Genomic DNA, 20467 nt, shown 5'->3' on the forward strand with positions numbered 1-20467 from the left:
TGAAGCTTTCGGTGGTGATGGTATGTTGACTCGCCTCTTGTTAAAAGCCTCAGACAAAGCCCCATGGTCAGATAATGGTTCAGCAAAGAACCCAGCCCTCTTACCACTTGAAGGCTTGGCTAAAGGACAATATTTCTACGAAGTGGATTTGAATGGTAACACGACAGGCAAAGAAGGTCAAGCCCTTCTCGACCAACTTCGTGCTAATGGCACTCAAACTTACCAAGCTACTGTCAAAGTGTATGGTTCTAAAGATGGCAAACCAGATTTGACAAATCTTATCGCAACTCGTCAAGTAACGATTCAGCTTCGTGAAAAAGAAATGGCGACAATGCCATCTCAACCAGATCAGATGAATACGAAGCCTTCTGAAACAGATTCTATTGGTAAAGTTAAGGATATGGCGATAGAGGAGCAACATATGTCAGATATGAAGGTTAATCATCCAAGTTCTAGCTCAATGGCTGATACAGCGAAAAAGTTTGATAAATCTACGCTACCAAATACTGGTGAAGCTCAAACAGCCACAGCTACCATTGGCTTCTTTGGACTAGCCTTGGCAGGTCTTCTTGGACTTCTAGGTTTGAAAGAAAAACAAAAAGATTAAGATTCAAATCATTTAAAAATTACTAAAAATAGTGTTATACTAAAGCCAGTATAACACTGTTTTTATCAGGAGATAGTCAAATGGAAAAGACAATTTTACTTGTTGATGATGAGGTGGATATCCTAGATATCCAAAAACGTTATCTTTTGCAGGCTGGTTACCAAGTTTTAGTGGCTCATGATGGATTGGAAGGTTTAGAACTTTTCAAAAAAAAATCCGTTGACCTAATCATCACAGATATCATGATGCCAAATATGGATGGTTATGATTTTATCAGTGAGGTTCAGTATTTAGCTCCTGATCAACCTTTTCTTTTTACAACCGCTAAGACCAGCGAGCAGGACAGGATTTATGGATTGAGCTTGGGAGCAGATGATTTTATCGCGAAACCCTTTAGCCCTCGAGAGTTAGTTTTAAGAGTCAATAACATCTTGCGTCGTCTTCAGCGTGGGGACGAGACAGAACAAATTGAGCTCGGTGATTTAGTTATGAATCATGTGACTCATGAGGTTCGTATTGGAGATCAATTTCTAGAATTAACAGTGAAATCCTTTGAACTACTCTGGATATTAGCCAGTAATCCTGAGAGAGTGTTCTCAAAGACAGAACTTTATGAGAAGGTGTGGCAGGAAGACTATGTAGATGATACCAACACACTCAATGTTCATATCCATGCCCTCAGACAAGAATTGACCAAGCGTGCTAGAGGGAACACTCCTGCCATCAAAACAGTCTGGGGGCTAGGGTATAAGATGGAAAGACCACGAGGTGGAAAATGAAGTTAAAAAGTTACATCCTAGTGGGGTATCTGATTTCTACCCTATTAACAATCTTAGTTGTATTTTGGGCAGTGCAGCGGATGTTGATTGCGCAAAGTGAGATTTATTTCTTGGTTGGAATGACTTTGGTTGCTAGTTTTATTGGAGCAACAGTTAGTCTCTTCCTATTATCGCCAGTCTTTTCTTCCCTGCGACATCTAAAAAAACAATCCCAGGATATAGCCGGTAAGGATTTTGGGACAGAGATTGAAGCCAAAGGACCTATTGAATTTCAGGAGTTAGGTCAAGCTTTTAACGATATGTCTCATAATTTACAAGAAACCTTTGCATCCCTTGATGAGAGTGAGCAGGAGAAGAGTATGATGATTGCCCAGCTTTCTCATGATATTAAAACACCCATTACTTCTATACAAGCGACTGTAGAGGGAATTCTAGATGGAGTGATCAAGGAAGAGGAGCAGGTTCATTATTTAACGACTATTGGTCGTCAGACAGAACGTTTGAATAAACTAGTAGAGGAGTTGGATGTTCTGACTCTTAATGCTCAGCCTCGAACAGATTCAGATAACGAAGCTGAAATCATCTTTTTAGACCAGTTATTGATCGAGGCCATGAGTGAATTTCAACTATTGATAGAACAAGAAGAGCGAGACATTTACATTCAAGTATCTCCTGAATCTGCGAAAATGAAGAGCCAATATGACAAACTTTCCCGTATCTTAGTCAACTTGCTGAACAATGCCTTTAAATACTCGGATCCCGGGACCAAAGTAGAAGTTGTAGCGCAATTAACAGAGCAGGATTTGACAATCAGTGTGAAGGATGAAGGACAGGGCATAGCTCCTGAGGATCTGGATAAGATTTTTAAACGCCTTTACCGTGTGGAAACCTCTCGGAATATGAAGACGGGTGGCCATGGCTTAGGACTTGCCATTGCTCAGGAACTGGCTCATCAGTTAGGTGGAGAAATTACGGTTGAAAGTCAATATGGACTAGGAAGCACATTTACCGTTCGTTTAAACTTGAAATAAATCCATAGTAAATTGTATGAGCTTTTAAATCTTGGTGTGGGAAAGATAAAATCAAATTCAAGTTTTTTCAAATCGATCTCCCTATTTTTAGGGAGATTTTTATTTTATACTAAAGTCAGAAATTGATAGAGAGGTTTTTGAAATGGCAACAAGTTTTTTGTTCTTTATTTCAGTTTTTCTGGCGGGAATTCTTTCCTTTTTCTCCCCTTGTATCTTACCACTCATGCCAGTTTACGTAGGTATTCTGCTGGATTCGGATCAGCCGAAAACGATTCGGATTTTTGGGAGGGAAGTTTCCTGGTATGGTATGGTTAAAACGCTTTGTTTTATAGGCGGTTTGTCTACTGTGTTTTTGGTTTTAGGATATGGGGCTGGTGCTTTGGGGCAAGTCCTCTATGCCCCTTGGTTTCGCTACGTTCTGGGCGGGATTGTTATTCTGCTGGGGATCCACCAGATGGGACTTATCAATATCCAACAACTGCAAAAGCAAAAGAGCATTCAACTTAAAAAGAATAGTAAAAGAAGTGACTTTCTTAATGCTTTTCTCTTGGGGATTACCTTTAGCTTTGGTTGGACACCTTGTGTAGGACCTGTCCTAAGTTCTGTTTTAGCTATCGCTGCTTCTGGAGGCAACGGCGCTCTTCAGGGAGGTTTGCTTATGTTGGTTTATACACTTGGATTAGCGCTTCCTTTTCTAGCAATGGCTATGGCTTCTGGATGGGTATTACAACGCTTTTCTAAACTTAAACCACATATGGGAACGCTCAAGAAAATTGGTGGTGCTCTCATTATACTTATGGGAATTTTGTTGATGCTTGGGAATCTAAACGCTTTAGCATCATTATTTGGATAAATATTATATAATTAAAGGAGAAATATCATGAAAAAAATTGCTTCACTTACAATTGCTGGACTTACTATCTTTACTTTAGCAGCCTGCTCTAATCAAAAATCAGATTCTGACATGAAGAAGATGGATGACAGCAGTATGATGAAAAAAGATGAGATGAAAAAAGATGACATGAAAAAAGACGAAATGAAAGACTCTAGCATGTCAGATGATAAGATGAAAAAGGATGATATGAAGGACTCTTCTATGATGTCTGATAGTAAGTCTGACATGAAAGATGATATGAAGAAAGACGAAATGAAGTCAAGTGATTCAGATATGAAGGATTCGTCAGAAATGTCTTCTGACAAATAAGATCATTAGAAAGAGAAGAAGCCGTCATACCTGTCGGCTTTCTCCTTATTTTGAGAGGATGGAAAGCTATGAAAAAAATTACTGTATTAACTCTGGGTTTGCTTTGTGCAGGCTTATTGGGTGCTTGTTCAAATCAGAAGACAAACTCGGAAGTTTCTAAAAGCGCTAAAAGTAATATAGAAACAAAAGCTGATTCTGGTCAATCTACCAAGATGGCCAAGGATTTTAGTCTGCAGGGTGTGGACGGAAAGACTTACAAGTTATCTGATTTTAAAGGTAAGAAAGTCTATCTAAAATTTTGGGCTTCTTGGTGTTCTATCTGTTTATCCACTCTTGGAGATACTAATGACTTGGCTAAGGAGCAGGAAGGGAAGGACTATGTCGTCTTATCAGTGGTATCTCCGACCTTTAATGGAGAAAAGTCAGCAGATGATTTTAAGAAATGGTATAAGTCTTTGGACTACAAAGACTTCCCAGTTCTCATGGACACCAAGGGAGAATTGCTGAAAGAATACGGTATTCGATCTTATCCATCTGCACTCTTCTTAGGCAGTGACGGTTCACTTGCCAAGACACACATTGGCTACATGAGCAAGGAAGATATTGAGAAAACATTGAAAGAAATCAAGTAGAAAGGAGCCATAAACATGGGAGGAAAATGGAAAATTTTTCTGGTTATCCTTAGCTTGTTTGTCTGCTTTGGACTAGTCTATGTGATTGCCGGAAATAGCAATCAGTCATCTTTTGAACAGATTAAGAAAGCTTCAATGAGTAAGACGGAAGTAGTAAAGAAAAAGAAAGAAGATGTTAAAGAAGCTGATAAGCGGGTAATCTATCTGGCAGGTGGCTGTTTCTGGGGTGTAGAAGAATATTTCTCTAGAGTACCAGGTGTCATTGACGCTGAGTCTGGCTATGCAAATGGTAAGGGTGACACGACCAAATATGAATTAGTTTCCCAAACGGGTCATGCTGAGACGGTAAAAATCACCTATAACGTTAAAAAGATATCTCTCAAAGAAATCTTACTTCATTATTTCCGTATTATTGATCCAACTTCTAAAAATAAACAAGGTAATGATCAAGGTACACAATATCGGACAGGTGTTTACTATAAGGATGAAGCAGATTTGAATACCATCAATCAAGTTTTTGATGAAGTGGCTAAGAAGTACGATAAACCTCTAGCTGTTGAGAAAGAACCATTAAAAAACTATGTTAAGGCTGAAAACTATCATCAGGATTACCTAAAAAAGAATCCTAATGGATATTGCCATATTGATGTTAATCAAGCCGCCTACCCTGTTATTGATGCTAATCGTTATACTAAGCCCAGTGATGAAGAGATTAAGTCCAAGCTCTCTCCTGAAGAATACGCAGTCACACAAAAGAATGATACAGAGCGGGCCTTTTCTAACCGCTATTGGGATAAGTTCGATGCTGGTATCTATGTGGATGTGGTAACAGGCGAGCCTCTCTTTTCATCAAAGGATAAGTTTGACTCAGGCTGCGGTTGGCCGAGTTTCACACGTCCTATCAGTCCAGATGTTGCGACTTACAAAGAAGACAAGAGCTTTAATATGACACGGACTGAAGTTCGCAGTCGGGTTGGGAATTCCCATCTGGGCCATGTTTTCACAGACGGTCCTAAGGACAAGGGTGGCTTGCGCTATTGTATTAATAGTTTGTCAATCAAGTTCATTCCAAAAGCTGAGATGGAGGAGAAGGGCTACGGCTACCTTTTGGATTATGTTTAAGAGCTTTTTTTGATAAAATTTGCTATAATAAATCCAGCTAAAATAAGGAGTTGAATCTTGTGTATTCAATTATGATTGTAGAGGATGAATATCTGGTAAGACAGGGAATTGCGTCCTTAGTAAACTATGAGCAGTTTGGTATGCAAGTCATTGCCCAGGCTGAAAATGGAAGAGAAGCTTGGCAAAAATTTCAGGAAAATCCTGCTGACATCCTGCTGACCGATATCAATATGCCACAGATGAATGGCCTTGAACTAGCCAAGCTAGCCAGAGAAAAGGATCCTAAGTGTCATATTGTTTTCCTGACAGGTTATGATGACTTTGATTATGCTAGGACAGCCATTAAACTAGGTGCAGATGACTATCTTCTTAAGCCTTTTTCCAAGACAGATGTTGAGGAGATGTTGGCCAAAGTGCAGACCAAACTTGATAAGGAACGTAAAAAAGCCCAGATTCAAAACTTGGTCGATCAGGGACAGCGCTCTGAGATGGAAGAAGCTATTCATGCACAACTGTCTGATTCAGAATTAAGTCTGAAAAGTTTGGCTTTTCAACTAGGATTTAGCCCATCCTACCTAAGTGTTCTCATAAAAAAAGAACTAGGCTTGCCCTTTCAAGATTATTTGATTCAAGAACGGATGAAAAAAGCAAAACTCTTACTCTTGACTACAGATTTGAAGATTTATGAAATAGCAGAGCAGGTAGGTTTTGAAGATATGAACTATTTTTCTCAGCGCTTCAAGCAGGTGGTCGGGCTGACACCTCGGCAGTTTAAAAAAGGAGAGGAGAAATGAAACGCTATCCGCTTCTTATCCAGTTGATCGTTTATATCTTTCTTCTGGTTCTTGTACTCTTGGGACTTGTTGGAAGCCTTTATTATCAGACTAGCTCAGGGACCATTCGGCAGCTGACAGAGAGAACGACGCGCAATAGTATGGAGCAAAGCGGGCAGTTCATTGCTTCCTATTTGCAGAAATTAAAACAAACCACCTCCACACTGAGCAAGGAAGAAGCGATTCGTAAGTTTGCTCAGAATCAAGAAAGCAGTGAAACTCCTGTTCAAACTTTGATGAAAACTATCATTGAAACAGATCCAGATTTAGTGTCGGCAGTATTAGTTACCAAGGACGGGCGCGTGGTCTCGACAGATTCTCAAATCAGCATGCAGACATCTTCTGATATGATGAATGAAAAATGGTATCAGGAAGCTGTCCATACCAGAGCCATGCCTGTTTTGACTCCTGCTCGCAAAGAGTCTCTGTCATCAGAGAAGGAGAAGTGGGTTGTTTCTGTCACTCAGGAGGTAGTGGATGAAGCAGGGCAGAATCTCGGTGTTTTACGTCTGGATATCGGCTATAAGAGTCTCAAAGCCTATCTGGATCAGCTTCAGCTAGGAAAGAAGGGCTTTAGCTTTATTGTTAATAGCCAGCATGAATTTGTCTATCATCCTAAGAAGAGTGTTTATTCCTCCAGTCAGGAAATGAAAGCGATGCAGCCCTATATCTCAGTCAAGGATGGTTATGCAGACCAGAAGCAGGCCTTTGTTTACCAGATTGATATTCCAGATAGTGATTGGACTTTAATTGGCGTTGCCTCATTAGAGCAATTACAGATGCTTCAGTCACAAATGCTTTATTCTTTTGTGGGAATGGGCGTTTTAGCACTCCTGTTGTGCTTGATTGGTATTTGGTTTGTTCTGCGTTTGTGGATTAAGCCTCTCCAGAATCTACAAACAGTCATTCTGAAGATTGGGGCAGGTGACTCAAATTTGCGAGCGGAGGCTAAGGGTTCTCCAGAGTTGGTTGACTTGGCTCAGCAGTTCAATAAAATGCTGGATCAAATCGAACAACTAATGGAAGCTGTCAAGACTGAAGAACAAAATGTTCGTCGCTATGAGCTCCGAGCTCTCTCAGCTCAAATTAATCCTCATTTCCTTTATAATACTTTAGATACGATTGTCTGGATGGCTGAGTTTAATGATAGCAAGCGTGTTGTTGAGGTAACAAAATCACTCGCTCAGTATTTCCGCTTGGCACTCAATCAAGGACACGAACAGATTGCTCTCAAAGATGAGATTGATCACGTTCGTCAGTATCTCTTTATCCAAAAGCAGCGCTATGGTGACAAGCTCCAATATGAGATTGAAGAGGATGAATCTATAGCTGATTATAAACTGCCCAAGCTAGTACTTCAGCCTTTGGTTGAAAATGCCATCTACCATGGCATCAAAGAAATTGACCGACAAGGCGTGATTCGGGTGACGTCAGCAGAAGAAGAGGGGCAGCTGATACTGTCTATCTATGATAACGGCCGTGGCTTTGATCCCCAAAATTCAGAGGAAAAGACTCTTCTTCGCATAGGTGGGGTTGGTCTCAAAAATGTTGATCAACGCTTAAGATTGCAGTTTGGAGAAGACTACCATATGGAGATTCAGTCGGAGCAAGATATCTTTACTCTGATCAAAATATATCTGCCACTATCCAATGATAAATAGTCGTTTATTGAATAAAATGACATATAGTCGGAAAGAATTTTTCCGGCTTTTTCTGTTTAAAAACTTTCTAAATAAAATTCATCATTTTGCTAGAACGAAAATGATAAAAAAATACCGTAGCAAATTTGTGAAAAATAATCCGCTTTCATTTATAATGGTTTATAGAACAGTTGAACTTTGTAATAAAGCTCTAAATTGTTTATAAAAAACTAGTAGAGTTATTGAGAAAATTCATTTCTCATCTCTGTTAAGTAACATAATAAAAAAGAAGGATGGATGATGGAAAGCTTACTTTTCTCAGTTTCAGTTTTTTTAGCGGGAGTGCTGTCATTTTTCTCTCCCTGTATTTTTCCCTTACTTCCGGTGTATATCGGAATCTTATTAGATTCAGAAGATAAGCCCAGAACGGTTCGATTTTTAGGCAGAGAAATCGCCTGGTATGGACTTGTTAAGACTCTTTGTTTTATAGCGGGAATATCATGTGTTTTCTTCATTTTAGGATTTGGGGCGGGTTTTTTAGGAGCAATTATTAATTCATCTTGGTTCCGCTATGTTATGGGGATCATCATTATTCTACTTGGTGTCCACCAAATGGAATTAATCAATATTAAACCCTTGCAAATGCAAAAAAATGTCGCCTTTAAGAAAGATAGTAAACGTAACGAGTTTCTTTCAGCATTTGTATTGGGAATTACTTTTAGTTTTGGTTGGACTCCGTGTATTGGTCCTATTCTAAGTTCAGTCTTAGCGCTGGCTGCTTCAGGAGGGAATGGTGCTTTTCAGGGAGCTATTCTGACCTTGATTTATACCTTGGGTATGGCCTTACCTTTCCTTATTCTAGCTCTGGCTTCAAGTTTTGTTATGCAGTATTTTAATAAAATTAAACCTTATATGGGGCTTCTGAAAAAAATCGGGGGTGCTATTATTATTCTGATGGGGATCTTGCTCATGCTTGGGCAGTTGAACGCCTTGTCGGGGTTATTTGGATAAGTGTTAGTGCCGTAAACAAATTGAAAAAAATTTTTGATGTTTTGGGATTTGATATTTTCTAATAAAAGGAGAAAGTGATGAAAAAATATTTAACTTTTGGTGTTGGTTTGTTAGCTGCAGTGTTTTTAACTGCTTGCTCTGACGAGATGGGAATGGAAACAAAAAGCAGTAGCAATCAAGCTACACAGAATGCTGTAGGTCAGATAGCTGTCGGTCAGGAAGCTCCTGACTTTACTTTGAAGTCTATGGACGGAAAAACTGTTAAGTTATCTGATTATAAAGGAAAAAAAGTTTACTTGAAATTCTGGGCTTCTTGGTGTGGACCATGTAAGAAAAGTATGCCAGAACTAATAGAATTGGCTGGAAAGAAAGACCGCGATTTCGAAATTTTAAGTGTCATCGCCCCAGGAATCCAGGGTGAAAAGTCTGAAACAGACTTCCCTAAATGGTTTGAAGAGCAGGGCTATAAAGATGTTCCAGTTTTATATGATAGTCAAGCAACTACCTTCCAGGCCTATCAGATTAGAAGTATTCCAACAGAAATCTTGATTGATAGTCAAGGAAAAATTGGTAAAATCCAATTTGGAGCTATTAGTAATGAAGATGCTGAAGCTGCCTTTAAAGAAATGAAGTAACTAGAATATAAAAAAGAATGGATAAAATTTCCATTCTTTTTTTACTTAAGCACTTGCGCCAGAAGAGGCATCGGCACCCCCTCCACCATCTCCGTGACCGCCAGCATCAGAAGCACCAGAAGTAGCATCGGCATCTCCATGACCACCAGCAGGAGCAAATGGTCCGCTACCTCCAACCAAACGTTGACCAGTTTCTTTTAAGTACCAGTCGAGCCATGGTTGGAAATTAAAGACAATTTCATTGATACCAGCGTATGATCCATCAGGATAGTACATTGCTTGGTAGTTGTGGGTGTTGATAACACCTGCAGGAGAACCAGGAACAATAGTTCGGACGTATTCTTGGTTTCCGTTGCGAAGTGTTCCGATAACCCACTCCACATTCTTCATACGTGCTGGTGGAAGAGAACCATGAACGGTTGACATACGACTACCTGATTGAGGTGGCACGCGTTTGGCAAACATGGTGTCTGGATCTTGGTGAGCGTTGTTGTAGTAGAGGAATTGGTTGTTATCGTCAGCGTATGTCAATTCAAACGGCATAGCTTTCAAGAACATATCAATCTGGTTAACAGTCAAGATACCATGGTCAAGTTTGACATAAGTATCTCCAGAAACAGCGCCAGTGATTTCTGCAACTTTTTCTACCCATTCTGGATCATCCGGATCAACTTCTGTAATCGTTGTAGCGATTGGTTTTCCACAATCTAAGTCTTCAGGTTCAATTGGTTTTGGTTTTTTCAATTTTGAAACCACCTCTACATATTTGATAAAGTTATCTAAGCATGATTCAAGGAAATTCACAGTTCCTTCGTTAGTGATATTACCGTTGTTATCAAAGGCTTCTTTTGCTTTTCCTAGAAGAAATTCATTACCAGGTAAAGTATAAGCATTTACACCTGGAGCGTCTAAGATTTTACGCAGGTGAACTTGGGCACGTGAAGTCCCTTGGTCGTAGTAAGAAGCCCCTACGATCATAACAGGCTTGTTTTCGAACGGATGAACCTCGTAAGAGAGCCATTCTAAGACACTTTTCAAAGGAGCGCTGATAGTATGATTGTGCTCAGGAGTTGCGATGATGACGCCGTCTGCACGTGTGATTTTGTTATACAAATAACGCAATTGGAAGCTTTCATCCCATTTTTCATCCTGGTTAAACATTGGGACTTCATCGATTTCTAAGACTTCCAATTCAAATTTAATTTTGAACTGGCGACGGATGAATTCCAATAATTTTCGGTTATATGATTGTTCGTAGTTTGATCCTACAATTCCAACAAATTTCATTCTTTCAGTCTCCTATCTTACAATTTTTCCCAGTCAAATTCTTCAGCATCTTTGCGAAGCAATTCTTGAGCGTTGCGCAATTTGTCAGTGATTTTGACAAAGATACGGAAGTCATCAAAGATAGCATCCAATTTTTTGACAACATCAAGATCCACCAAATCCCCGCTTGGGTCAAAAGCTTGAAGAGAATGTGAGAGCAAGAACTCATCTGGAAGTACATTTGCCTTGATTTCTGGAGCGTTCAAAATTTGACGGAGCTGTAACTGGGCACGAGAGGAACCAAGAGTACCATAAGAAGCACCAGTAATCATGACCGGCTTGTTCAGCAAGGGATAGATGCCATAAGAAAGCCAAGCTAGAGCATTCATGAGTACAGCTGGAATAGAGTGGTCGTACTCAGGTGTTCCAATGAGTACACCGTCTGCTGCATCGATTTTCTCGGCAATTTCTGATACTAACTCAGGCACGCTTCTATCAGCAGGTTTATTAAACATTGGGATATCTTTAATTTCTACCAGCTCGATTTCAGCCTTGTCAGCAAAGTGCTTAGACATATATTGAAGAAGTTGCCGGTTTGTGGAACGTTTAGAATTTGTTCCAACAATTGCGATAAGTTTTAACATAGTAGGTTCCTTTCTGGATTTAGGATATAATTTCTGGGGTAAGACCAGATGAATAAAAAATTTGATTATCTTCTGTAATAACGAAGGCTTCGATTCCATTTTCTTGCTCAACTTTTTCTAAGATAGAACTAGGGCTGTCACCAAATAAGCGTGTTGTCCATATTTCTCCATCAACTGATTTATCTGAAACAATGGTGAGACTGGCTAACTGATTATCAATTGGATAGCCAGTGTTTCGATCGAAAATATGATGATAGACTTTGCCGTTTGCTTTCAGTTTTCTTTCATAAATCCCGGAAGTAACAACAGACTGGTCTTGGATGGACAGCAAGGCTAAGTTGTTTCCGCGAGCTAGTTTTGGATTCTGAATTCCGATGCGCCATAAACGATTATTTTGTTGGTTCTGACCAATAGTCAGGATATTCCCTCCAAGATTAATGAGAGCAGAAGTGACACCTTTTTCTTTTAGGAAATGGGAGATTTTATCAGCGATATATCCTTTAGCGAGGGCACCAAGGTCAATCTTCATCCCAGACTGTTTCAAAAATACTGAACGGGATATTGGATCTAATTCAATATTTTCGGGATTGGTCAAGGAAAGAACCTTTTCAATCTCAGAATCACTCGGAACTCTGGCATCTTTAAAACCAATACGCCAAGTTTGGATAAGGGGTCCAATAGTGATATTTAGATGACTGCCTGGAATAAGACTGTGTTTTTTTCCTAGTTCTATTAGCTCGAACAAATCAGGATGAACACAGATCGGCTCTTTTCCAGCAGCGTGGTTGACCTGCATTAGTTCTGAGTTATCATCATTAGCACTGAAACGATTTTCATATATTTTTAATAAGGAAAAAACCTCATCTAGAAGAAAGTCAGCATTTTCATGTAAAACAGAAATGCTAATTGTTGATCCCATTAAACGAATGGATCTAGAAGTGAGATCCACTTTTATCACAACCTTTCCTAAATAGTTCATAATCTACCTTATTAGTATATCAAAAAGACAACGTTTTCACAAATGAATTTTATATATTTTCAGAAAAAATAAGTAGCTTTCCTTGCATCCATACCTACTATTAATCTGATTTTTAAGAACGACTGTAAATAGGTGTTTTCATATGATTTTTAGAAAAATGAAAAATATTGAGCATTTTTGTTGAAACCGCTAACAGAATAATGGTATAATACTCTGGTAAACTAAATTTTAAAGGTGGATTTATTCTATGAGTAAAATTGTTGTAGTAGGTGCTAACCACGCAGGTACAGCATGTATTAATACTATGCTTGATAATTATGGTTCAGAAAATGAAATTGTAGTTTTTGATCAAAATTCAAACATTTCTTTCCTTGGTTGTGGTATGGCTCTTTGGATTGGAAAACAAATCGATGGAGCTGAAGGCCTATTCTACTCTGATAAAGAAAAGTTAGAAGCAAAAGGCGCAACAGTTCACATGAATGCTCCGGTTCTTTCAATTGATTATGATAAAAAAGAAGTTACAGCATTAGTAGATGGTAAAGAACATGTTGAATCTTATGAAAAGTTAATTTTTGCAACAGGTTCTACTCCAATCATTCCTCCAATCAAAGGTGCTGAAATTGTTGAAGGAAATCGTGAATTCAAAGCAACTCTTGAAAATCTTCAATTTGTAAAACTATACCAAAATGCAGAAGAAGTTATTGAAAAACTTCAAGACAAGAGCAAGCATATTGAACGTGTTGCTGTAGTTGGTGGTGGTTACATTGGTGTTGAACTTGCTGAAGCTTTTGAGCGTCTCGGAAAAGAAGTTATTTTGGTTGACATCGTAGATACTGTCTTGAATGGATACTATGATAAAGACTTTACTCAAATGATGGCTAAGAATTTGGAAGACCACAATATTCGCTTGGCGCTTGGTCAAACTGTACAGGCAGTTGAAGGTGATGGTAAGGTTGAACGCTTAGTAACTGATAAAGAAACATTTGATGTAGATATGGTTGTTCTTGCTGTTGGTTTCCGTCCAAATACAGAATTGGGAGCAGGAAAGATTGAATTGTTCCGAAACGGAGCTTTCCTTGTAGATAAGAAACAGGAAACTTCAATCCCAGGTGTATTTGCTATTGGTGACTGTGCAACGATTTACGACAATGCTCGTCAAGAAACAAGCTACATTGCTTTAGCATCAAATGCTGTTCGTTCTGGTATCGTGGGTGCACACAATGCTTGTGGACATGAATTGGAAGGAATCGGTGTTCAAGGTTCAAATGGTATTTCAATCTACGGCCTTCATATGGTGTCAACTGGTTTAACTCTTGAAAAAGCGAAAGCAGCAGGTTATAATGCAGTAGAAACTGGTTTCAACGACTTGCAAAAACCAGAATTTATCAAGCACGATAACCATGAAGTAGCATTGAAAATCGTTTATGACAAGGATACTCGTATTGTTTTAGGTGCACAAATGGTTTCTCGTGATATCTCGATTTCAATGGGTATCCACATGTTCTCATTAGCAATTCAAGAACAAGTAACAATAGATAAGCTTGCTCTTATGGACTTGTTCTTCTTACCACACTTCAACAAGCCATATAATTACATCACTATGGCTGCACTTTCAGCTGAATAAAACGAAGAAAGCTCCTTTTTTGAGGAGCTTTTTGCTTGTCAGTTCCACTTTTAAAAATAGTTTAGGTCCATTTTAAAATATGGTACAATAGTTTTAAAAAGGGTAGGAGAAGATATGGAAGAAAAAGTAGTTCAATCTCTTCCTGAAAGAGAGTTTCAGTCGGCAAATAGTTCTATTATTTCTCAAGTTTTTCGTGGGATTTTAGTGGGCTTGTTTGTTGGAGGTATTGTAGGTCTTTTTCGCCTCATGATTGAGAAGAGTTTTCATTGGATTCAATCCTTGTATGAAAAAAGCCATGAAAATTTAATTTTTCTAGTAATAATTTTAATCCTTTACCTACTTATTATGTTTTTGGTTGCTTGGCTAATGAAGTCTGAAAAGAATATTAAAGGATCGGGTATTCCTCAAGTAGAGGCTGAGCTGAAGGGGCTCATGTCCTTGGACTGGTGGAGTGTGTTATGGAAAAAATTTCTTGCTGGCTTTTTAGCTATTTCAAGTGGTCTCATGTTAGGTAGGGAAGGACCTAGTATTCAACTAGGGGCTGTTGGAGGCAAAGGGCTAGCAAAATGGCTTAAGCTTAGTCCCGTTGAAGAAAGGGTTTTGATTGCTAGTGGAGCTGCAGCTGGTCTGGCTGCTGCCTTCAATGCTCCGATAGCAGGTTTATTGTTTGTGGTCGAAGAAGTCTATCGCCACTTTTCAAAGCTTTTTTGGATCTCAACTCTGGTAGCTAGTTTAGTAGCGAACTTTGTTTCTCTGGTGATCTTTGGACTTACGCCTGTTTTAGATATGCCTGATAATATTCCAGCTATGCAATTAGAACAATACTGGATTTATCTACTTATGGGACTTTTCTTAGGAATTTCAGGTTATGTTTACGAAAAAGTTGTCCTGTATATGCCAGACTTGTATAAAAAAATTGGTAAAATTTTACATTTATCGCCGAACTATTATCCGGCAGTGGCATTTGTCTTTATTATACCTCTTGGTTATTTTTTGCCTCAAATTTTAGGGGGAGGTAATCAATTGATTCTCTCCTTGCATTCACAAAATTATTTACTTACAAGCCTTATTGCTTTCTTTCTTATTCGATTTGTTTGGAGTATGGTCTCTTATGGAAGTGGTTTGCCGGGTGGTATTTTTCTACCGATCTTAGCTCTGGGATCCCTACTAGGAGCGATTGTTGGAAATATCTGTGTGCAATTTGGGCTTGTTAGTTGGAATCAATTTCCAATTTTTATCATTTTAGGCATGAGTGGTTATTTTGGTGCGATATCAAAAGCTCCCTTGACAGCCATGATCTTGGTAACTGAGATGGTTGGCGATATCAGAAATCTAATGCCTATAGCAATCGTTACCTTAACAGCCTATATCATAATGGATCTGCTAGGTGGAGCACCAGTCTATGAAGCCATGTTAGAAAGAATGCTTCCAGATAACATAGGAGATGATGGAGAGACTACTTTAATAGAAATTCCTGTTTCCGAAAAAATTTCGAACAGGCAGGTGAGGGATTTAAATCTTCCGCCAGACATTCTGATTGTTATGAATATTCATAAAGGTAAGAAGAATACAGTTAACGGAAGTACTAAACTCTACTTAGGCGATACGATTTATTTGGTCGTAAAACAACGTGAAATTGGAAAAATAAAAGACTTATTACTATAAGATTTACTTCCCTTGTTTTTTGAAATTGACAAGGGATTTTTATTTGGATTAAATTATCTGACAATTCGTTGAAAAATGAGAAAATTTTTGATATAATTTCTTGAACATTATTTAGAAATTAAAGGAGATAGACCATGAAAAAAATTGGACTTGTCCTATTTTTAGCGGCTGTTCTCATGACAGCTTGTTCTGCAAATACGAACACAAGCAAAACTTCTTCAAGTAGTAGTGAAGCAAAAGTGACTTTATCATCTGATGATAAGAAGGCTTTAGATAAGGCTACGTCAGAATATAAGACTTTCGTGGAAGGACAAATCGATCAGTTGTTGACTGATACTGAAAAATTCGAATCTCTTCTTAAGGAAGGTAAACTTGACGAAGCAAAGAAAATTTATCCACTTATTCGAATGAGCTATGAGCGATCAGAACCGATTGCTGAAAGTTTTGGAGAGTCTGATGTAAAAATTGATTTTCGTTTAGCTGATTATATGGACGAGAATAAGACTGAAGAAGGATGGTCAGGCTTCCACCGTATTGAAAAAATCTTGTGGGAACAAAATACCACTTCTGGAACAGAAACTTATGCTCATCAATTGGTTAATGACATTAAAGAATTGAAGGCGAAAGTTGCAACAGTAGAAGTTACTCCTGATATGATGCTAACTGGTGCTGTTGACTTATTAAATGAAGTTGCAACAAGCAAGATTACTGGTGAAGAAGAAATCTACTCTCATACAGATTTGTACGATTTCCGTGCGAATATTGAGGGTGCAGAGAAAATTTTCCAACTTTTTAAACCACTTATTAAGAATAAAGACGAAAAGCTTGTAGCTTCTTTAGAAAAAGAATTTAAAAATGTTAATAGCCTCTTAGATAAACATATGACAGATAGTCAGCACTATAAGCTATACACAGACTTAACTAAAGAGGACACTAAAGAATTAGCTGAAGCAGTTACAAAACTTGGTGAACCTCTGTCCCAAATGGGAGTCATTTTAAACGGGAAGTAATGATATGACAAACGACGAAAAATGGTTTGAAAAAAAGATGGACCGTCGTGAATTTCTTAAAAAAGCAGGGATTGGAGGCGCTGGTCTAGCACTGGGTGTTTCTGGTGCCTCTGCTTTTTTCGCTAATAAAGCACAAGAAGAAAAGAAAATTTCCGATGGTGGTGAAGAAATCAGCTTTTACGGTGAGCATCAAGCAGGAATTACGACTCCAATGCAAAAAAATATCTATTTTGTAGTGCTTGATTTACATAGTACCGACAAAGAAGAAGTTATTCAAATGTTTAAGGACTGGACTGATTATAGTAGTAAATTGGTGGATGGAGAATTGGTCAAAAAAAATGGTTCTAATGCCCTTTTTCCTCCTAGCGACACTGGTGAAACAGTGGGTCTAAATCCCTATCGTTTGACCCTTACTTTTGGCGTGTCAGCTGACTTTTTGAAAAAAATGGGCCTAGAAAAGAAGCGTCCTAAAGAATTTCGTGACTTACCCCCATTTCCAAAAGAGCAATTGCAAGAAAAGTACACGGGTGGTGACATTGTAATCCAAGCTTGCGCTGATGATGAACAAGTAGCTTTTCATGCGGTCAGAAATCTAGTTCGTAAGGCCAGAAATACTGTTACCATGAAATGGAGTCAGTCAGGTTTTGCAGCAATTGGAGACCGTATGTCAACACCTAGAAATCTTTTTGGCTTTAAGGATGGAACTGCCAATGTGACCAAAGAAAAGGATTTTGATAAAGTAATCTGGACTGATAGTGACGACTGGATGAAAGGTGGCACTTATATGGCTGTTCGTCGTATTCAAATGTTTCTTGAGACTTGGGATCGGACAAACCTACAGGAGCAGGAAAATACATTTGGTCGTTATAAAGAAAGTGGGGCCCCGTTTGGTAAGAAAGATGAATTTGATGAGGTTGATCTAGATCTCTTACCGGTCGATTCTCACGTTCGCTTAGCTAAAGAAGTAAACAAACCAATCTATCGTCGATCTTATTCTTATTCCGATGGAATCGTCGATAAAACAGGTCAATTTGATACAGGTCTTCTTTTTCTTGCCTTCCAAAAGAATCCGGATAGTTTTGTAAAAGTCCAGACTAATCTTGGAGCTCAGGACAAGATGAATGAATATGTAACACATATTGGTAGCGGCCTCTTTGCTTGCTTTGCTGGTGTGAAAAAAGGAGAGTACCTTGGTCAAAAATTATTTGAATAAACTCCTAATTATCTTGGCAATAGCCTTCCTTTTTTTCGCTAAACCTGTTTTTGCAGAAGAAACATTTAGCCAGCTTTTTGTAAAGGTAACGGATGCTACAAGAGCTGTAGAGCAAGGAAATCAGGCTAAGGCAAAGCAATTGGTTGCTGAGATAAAGGAAGGATTTGAACAACTAGAGAACCACGATTCACCAGCTGGTAAAGAAGTTAGCAAAGCATTGACAATAAATGAGGTGACTAAGGAGAACTTAACCAAGATTTCGTCTGAGCTCTTAAAGTTTGATAAGGAGCAACATCCAGTCGATCTTAATGCTGAAAAAGAAAAGTTAGTTAGTCGGTTAGAGTCAAGATTTGCAGATTTACAGGCAGCTATTTCAGCAAAGAATCTTGAACAAACTCGTTCAGCTTATAAAAAAATGAACTCGACTTGGACGGTGAACGAAGGAGTTGTTCGTGATAATAGTACAGCTCACTATGGCAAGATTGAAACGGCTATTTCTTTTTTACGTAGTGCAATCGAGACTGAGCCAGTTGATTTTTCAAGTGTTCAATCTTCTTTTGATGACTTAAAGACTGCTATCGATAGTTTTGTAAAAGGCGAAGAGGTTGCAACAACCGAAGGCAATCTTACTTTAAAAGACGGCATTCAGTTGCTCGAAAAAGCCTTGGATGAATTTAAAGCTGTAAAAACTCAAGAAGCTAGCTCAAATATAAAAAAATTCATCACTATCTGGCCAAGCATTGAAGGAGACGTTAGCACGCGCAACGCCACTCTCTATACTCGAGTCGAGAGTGAAACACCAGTCATCATGGTTAAGGGAAATGAAAAAAAATATCAAGATCAGCTACAGGCCTTAATTAATGATTTGTCGCAGATTGATACGAGTGCATCCTATAACTTTTTTGATGCTATGCTCATTCTTTTGAGAGAAGGAGTAGAGGCTCTCTTGATCGTTATGGCTCTTGTCACGACACTAAAAGCAGCCAAGATGAAAAAAGGACTAAAGTGGGTCTATACAGGAGCAGTTATGGGGATTTTGGCAAGCTTAGCGATTGCTGTTTTGCTTCAATTCCTTTTCCCAGCAGTATCCTCAGGTTCTAACCGTGAGATTATCGAAGGTGCAGTCGGGATTTTTGCTGTTTTGATGATGATTATGGTCGGGATTTGGCTACATAGCAAGTCCTCAATTAAAAAGTGGAATGACTTTATGGAAAGCCAGATGAAGGCTGTCACAGCTACTGGCAGTTTCATTTCTATGTTTGCACTTAGTTTTCTTGCTGTGTTTCGAGAAGGGGCAGAGACGATTCTGTTTTATGCGGGAATCTATCCTAGGATTGATAAGGCAGCCTTTTTTCTAGGGATAGGACTGGCACTTCTTGTTTTGTTTGTTCTTGCTTTAGTTATGAATAAAGCTTCTGCTTATTTCAAACCACATCGAATTTTCTTGATTCTGACTTGGCTCATTTATGCTCTGGCATTTAAAATGCTGGGGGTTAGTATCCATGCTCTCCAGCTAACTAATATTTTACCAAGTCATCTGATGAATGGTTTCCCGTCGATTGATTGGGCTGGAATTTATCCAAGTCTGGAAGTTGTAACTTGTCAATTGATATTTGTAGTTATTGTACTTATCATTACATGGAAGAATCGTGAGAGTAGCCATGGATCATAAAAAACAAACTATCGTAGAACATTTGACAGAGTTTCGTAGACGCTTTATTTTGACTTTAGCTTGCTTTCTCTTAGTATTCTTACTTAGTTTTATCTACGCAGGTGATATTTATAGCTGGTTGACCAGTGGATTTGAAAAGAAGTTGCTTGTCTTAGGACCGAATGATATTCTTTGGATTTACGTCAGCTTGTCTAGCTTGCTAGCTTTTAGTATAACCCTGCCTTTTATGGTTTATCAAATTTGGCAGTTCGTTAGGCCGGCTCTGACTTCAAGGGAATCGAAAGCGATTTTTGCCTACATACCGGCGACCTTTATCTGTTTTGTTTTGGGATTAGCTTTTGGTTTTTATTTTGTTAGTCCAGCTATTTTACAAGTCCTGCTTTCACTGGGAGAGGGCTTGTTTGAGACACAGCTTACCGCCCCAAATTATCTGGCCTTTCTCTTTCATACAACGATTCCACTTGGTTTCTTGTTTGAACTGCCAGTTCTAGTATCATTTTTTACGTCGCTTGGTTTGCTCAAACCACAATTTTTGGTACAATATAGAAGGTATGCTTACTTTATTTTATTAGTCTTAGCAGTTATTTTAACACCTGCTGACTTTATCAGCGATTTAGCTATGACAGTTCCCTTGATTTTACTTTATGAAGTCAGTCTGTTGCTCAGCTATTATATATACAAAAAGAAAGAAAAGAGGAGTGAATAATGGGCATTTTAAGAGATATTGGAGCGCCAGGTCTTATTATTATTGTATTAGGAGCCTTGCTAATTTTTGGTCCCAAGCGTTTGCCGGAGCTTGGACAGTCAATCGGAAAAATGTTTTCAGAGTTTAAAAATGCTATGAACAATAATGAAAAAGATGCAGATTCGCAAGAAAAGAAAGAAAAAGGGGAGTGACCC

Annotated in this window: 21 protein-coding genes; 18 read left to right on the forward strand and 3 right to left on the reverse strand. The window is 38.6% G+C overall.

What is annotated here, in order from left to right; all coding sequences use genetic code 11:
* From HMPREF3108_RS04655 to sdbB, 11 genes are all read left to right on the forward strand, one after another.
* A partial coding sequence (locus HMPREF3108_RS04655) for an SSURE domain-containing protein (RefSeq protein WP_141738449.1) occupies window positions 1–607 on the forward strand: 607 nt, incomplete at its 5' end.
* 80 nt (window positions 608–687) lie between these two features.
* The gene (locus HMPREF3108_RS04660) at window positions 688–1386 is read left to right on the forward strand and encodes a response regulator transcription factor (protein ID WP_048780035.1); all 699 of its coding nucleotides are present in this window, start codon (window positions 688–690) and stop codon (window positions 1384–1386) included.
* Window positions 1383–2417: a sensor histidine kinase gene (locus HMPREF3108_RS04665; protein ID WP_048780033.1), complete on the forward strand. Its 1035-nt coding sequence runs from the start codon at window positions 1383–1385 to the stop codon at window positions 2415–2417. The genes HMPREF3108_RS04660 and HMPREF3108_RS04665 overlap by 4 nt, the downstream gene beginning before the upstream one ends.
* A gap of 142 nt (window positions 2418–2559) precedes the next feature.
* Window positions 2560–3270, forward strand: coding sequence for a thiol-disulfide oxidoreductase-associated membrane protein CcdA2 (gene ccdA2 / locus HMPREF3108_RS04670; protein ID WP_012000582.1), 711 nt, complete (start codon window positions 2560–2562; stop codon window positions 3268–3270).
* Window positions 3271–3297: 27 nt separating this feature from the next.
* Complete coding sequence (locus HMPREF3108_RS04675) at window positions 3298–3621, forward strand: hypothetical protein (protein ID WP_045635336.1); 324 nt, start codon at window positions 3298–3300, stop codon at window positions 3619–3621.
* A gap of 68 nt (window positions 3622–3689) precedes the next feature.
* On the forward strand, window positions 3690–4253 hold the full coding sequence (locus tag HMPREF3108_RS04680) for a TlpA family protein disulfide reductase (RefSeq protein ID WP_048780030.1): 564 nt from the start codon (window positions 3690–3692) through the stop codon (window positions 4251–4253).
* Window positions 4254–4268: 15 nt separating this feature from the next.
* Window positions 4269–5375 (forward strand): peptide-methionine (R)-S-oxide reductase MsrB, encoded by a 1107-nt coding sequence (msrB, locus tag HMPREF3108_RS04685; RefSeq protein ID WP_061596676.1) that lies wholly within the window; start codon window positions 4269–4271, stop codon window positions 5373–5375.
* 59 nt (window positions 5376–5434) lie between these two features.
* Window positions 5435–6169 (forward strand): response regulator transcription factor, encoded by a 735-nt coding sequence (locus tag HMPREF3108_RS04690; protein WP_070493491.1) that lies wholly within the window; start codon window positions 5435–5437, stop codon window positions 6167–6169.
* Complete coding sequence (locus tag HMPREF3108_RS04695; RefSeq protein ID WP_070493494.1) at window positions 6166–7869, forward strand: cache domain-containing sensor histidine kinase; 1704 nt, start codon at window positions 6166–6168, stop codon at window positions 7867–7869. Before HMPREF3108_RS04690 ends, HMPREF3108_RS04695 begins: the two co-directional genes overlap by 4 nt.
* Window positions 7870–8148: 279 nt before the next feature.
* Entirely contained in the window at window positions 8149–8859 is a 711-nt protein-coding gene (gene ccdA2, locus HMPREF3108_RS04700) for a thiol-disulfide oxidoreductase-associated membrane protein CcdA2 (protein WP_012000576.1), read from the forward strand.
* Between the two features lie 77 nt (window positions 8860–8936).
* Window positions 8937–9494: a thiol-disulfide oxidoreductase-associated lipoprotein SdbB gene (gene sdbB, locus HMPREF3108_RS04705; RefSeq protein ID WP_045774055.1), complete on the forward strand. Its 558-nt coding sequence runs from the start codon at window positions 8937–8939 to the stop codon at window positions 9492–9494.
* Between the two features lie 45 nt (window positions 9495–9539).
* Here sdbB and HMPREF3108_RS04710 read toward each other — a convergent pair whose 3' ends face one another.
* The 3 genes from HMPREF3108_RS04710 to HMPREF3108_RS04720 are packed head-to-tail and all read right to left on the reverse strand — an operon-like array spanning window position 9540 to window position 12353.
* Complete coding sequence (locus HMPREF3108_RS04710) at window positions 9540–10781, reverse strand: NAD(P)H-dependent oxidoreductase (protein WP_045774054.1); 1242 nt, start codon at window positions 10779–10781, stop codon at window positions 9540–9542.
* A 17-nt stretch (window positions 10782–10798) separates the two neighbouring features.
* Window positions 10799–11404 carry an NADPH-dependent FMN reductase gene (locus HMPREF3108_RS04715; RefSeq protein ID WP_008808641.1) on the reverse strand — a complete coding sequence of 202 codons (606 nt, stop codon included), beginning with the start codon at window positions 11402–11404 and terminating at the stop codon, window positions 10799–10801.
* A 19-nt stretch (window positions 11405–11423) separates the two neighbouring features.
* Window positions 11424–12353, reverse strand: coding sequence for an FAD:protein FMN transferase (locus HMPREF3108_RS04720; protein WP_176744517.1), 930 nt, complete (start codon window positions 12351–12353; stop codon window positions 11424–11426).
* 277 nt (window positions 12354–12630) lie between these two features.
* Here HMPREF3108_RS04720 and nox point away from each other — a divergent pair, with 277 nt between their 5' ends.
* From nox to HMPREF3108_RS04755, 7 genes are all read left to right on the forward strand, one after another.
* Window positions 12631–14007 (forward strand): H2O-forming NADH oxidase, encoded by a 1377-nt coding sequence (nox, locus tag HMPREF3108_RS04725; RefSeq protein ID WP_008808643.1) that lies wholly within the window; start codon window positions 12631–12633, stop codon window positions 14005–14007.
* 114 nt (window positions 14008–14121) lie between these two features.
* Window positions 14122–15672 carry a ClC family H(+)/Cl(-) exchange transporter gene (locus tag HMPREF3108_RS04730; protein WP_061596668.1) on the forward strand — a complete coding sequence of 517 codons (1551 nt, stop codon included), beginning with the start codon at window positions 14122–14124 and terminating at the stop codon, window positions 15670–15672.
* A gap of 134 nt (window positions 15673–15806) precedes the next feature.
* Complete coding sequence (gene efeO / locus HMPREF3108_RS04735) at window positions 15807–16682, forward strand: iron uptake system protein EfeO (protein ID WP_070493503.1); 876 nt, start codon at window positions 15807–15809, stop codon at window positions 16680–16682.
* Window positions 16683–16686: 4 nt separating this feature from the next.
* Window positions 16687–17895, forward strand: a complete 1209-nt coding sequence (gene efeB / locus HMPREF3108_RS04740) for an iron uptake transporter deferrochelatase/peroxidase subunit (protein ID WP_070493505.1) — start codon at window positions 16687–16689, stop codon at window positions 17893–17895.
* Window positions 17873–19567, forward strand: a complete 1695-nt coding sequence (locus HMPREF3108_RS04745; protein WP_070493507.1) for an FTR1 family iron permease — start codon at window positions 17873–17875, stop codon at window positions 19565–19567. The genes efeB and HMPREF3108_RS04745 overlap by 23 nt, the downstream gene beginning before the upstream one ends.
* Entirely contained in the window at window positions 19557–20273 is a 717-nt protein-coding gene (gene tatC, locus HMPREF3108_RS04750; RefSeq protein WP_070493509.1) for a twin-arginine translocase subunit TatC, read from the forward strand. The genes HMPREF3108_RS04745 and tatC overlap by 11 nt, the downstream gene beginning before the upstream one ends.
* The gene (locus HMPREF3108_RS04755; protein WP_008808649.1) at window positions 20273–20464 is read left to right on the forward strand and encodes a twin-arginine translocase TatA/TatE family subunit; all 192 of its coding nucleotides are present in this window, start codon (window positions 20273–20275) and stop codon (window positions 20462–20464) included. The genes tatC and HMPREF3108_RS04755 overlap by 1 nt, the downstream gene beginning before the upstream one ends.
* Window positions 20465–20467: the final 3 nt, after the last annotated feature.

The sequence above is a fragment of the Streptococcus sp. HMSC10A01 genome (genome assembly GCF_001807785.1).
Taxonomy (GTDB): Bacteria; Bacillota; Bacilli; order Lactobacillales; family Streptococcaceae; genus Streptococcus; species Streptococcus gordonii.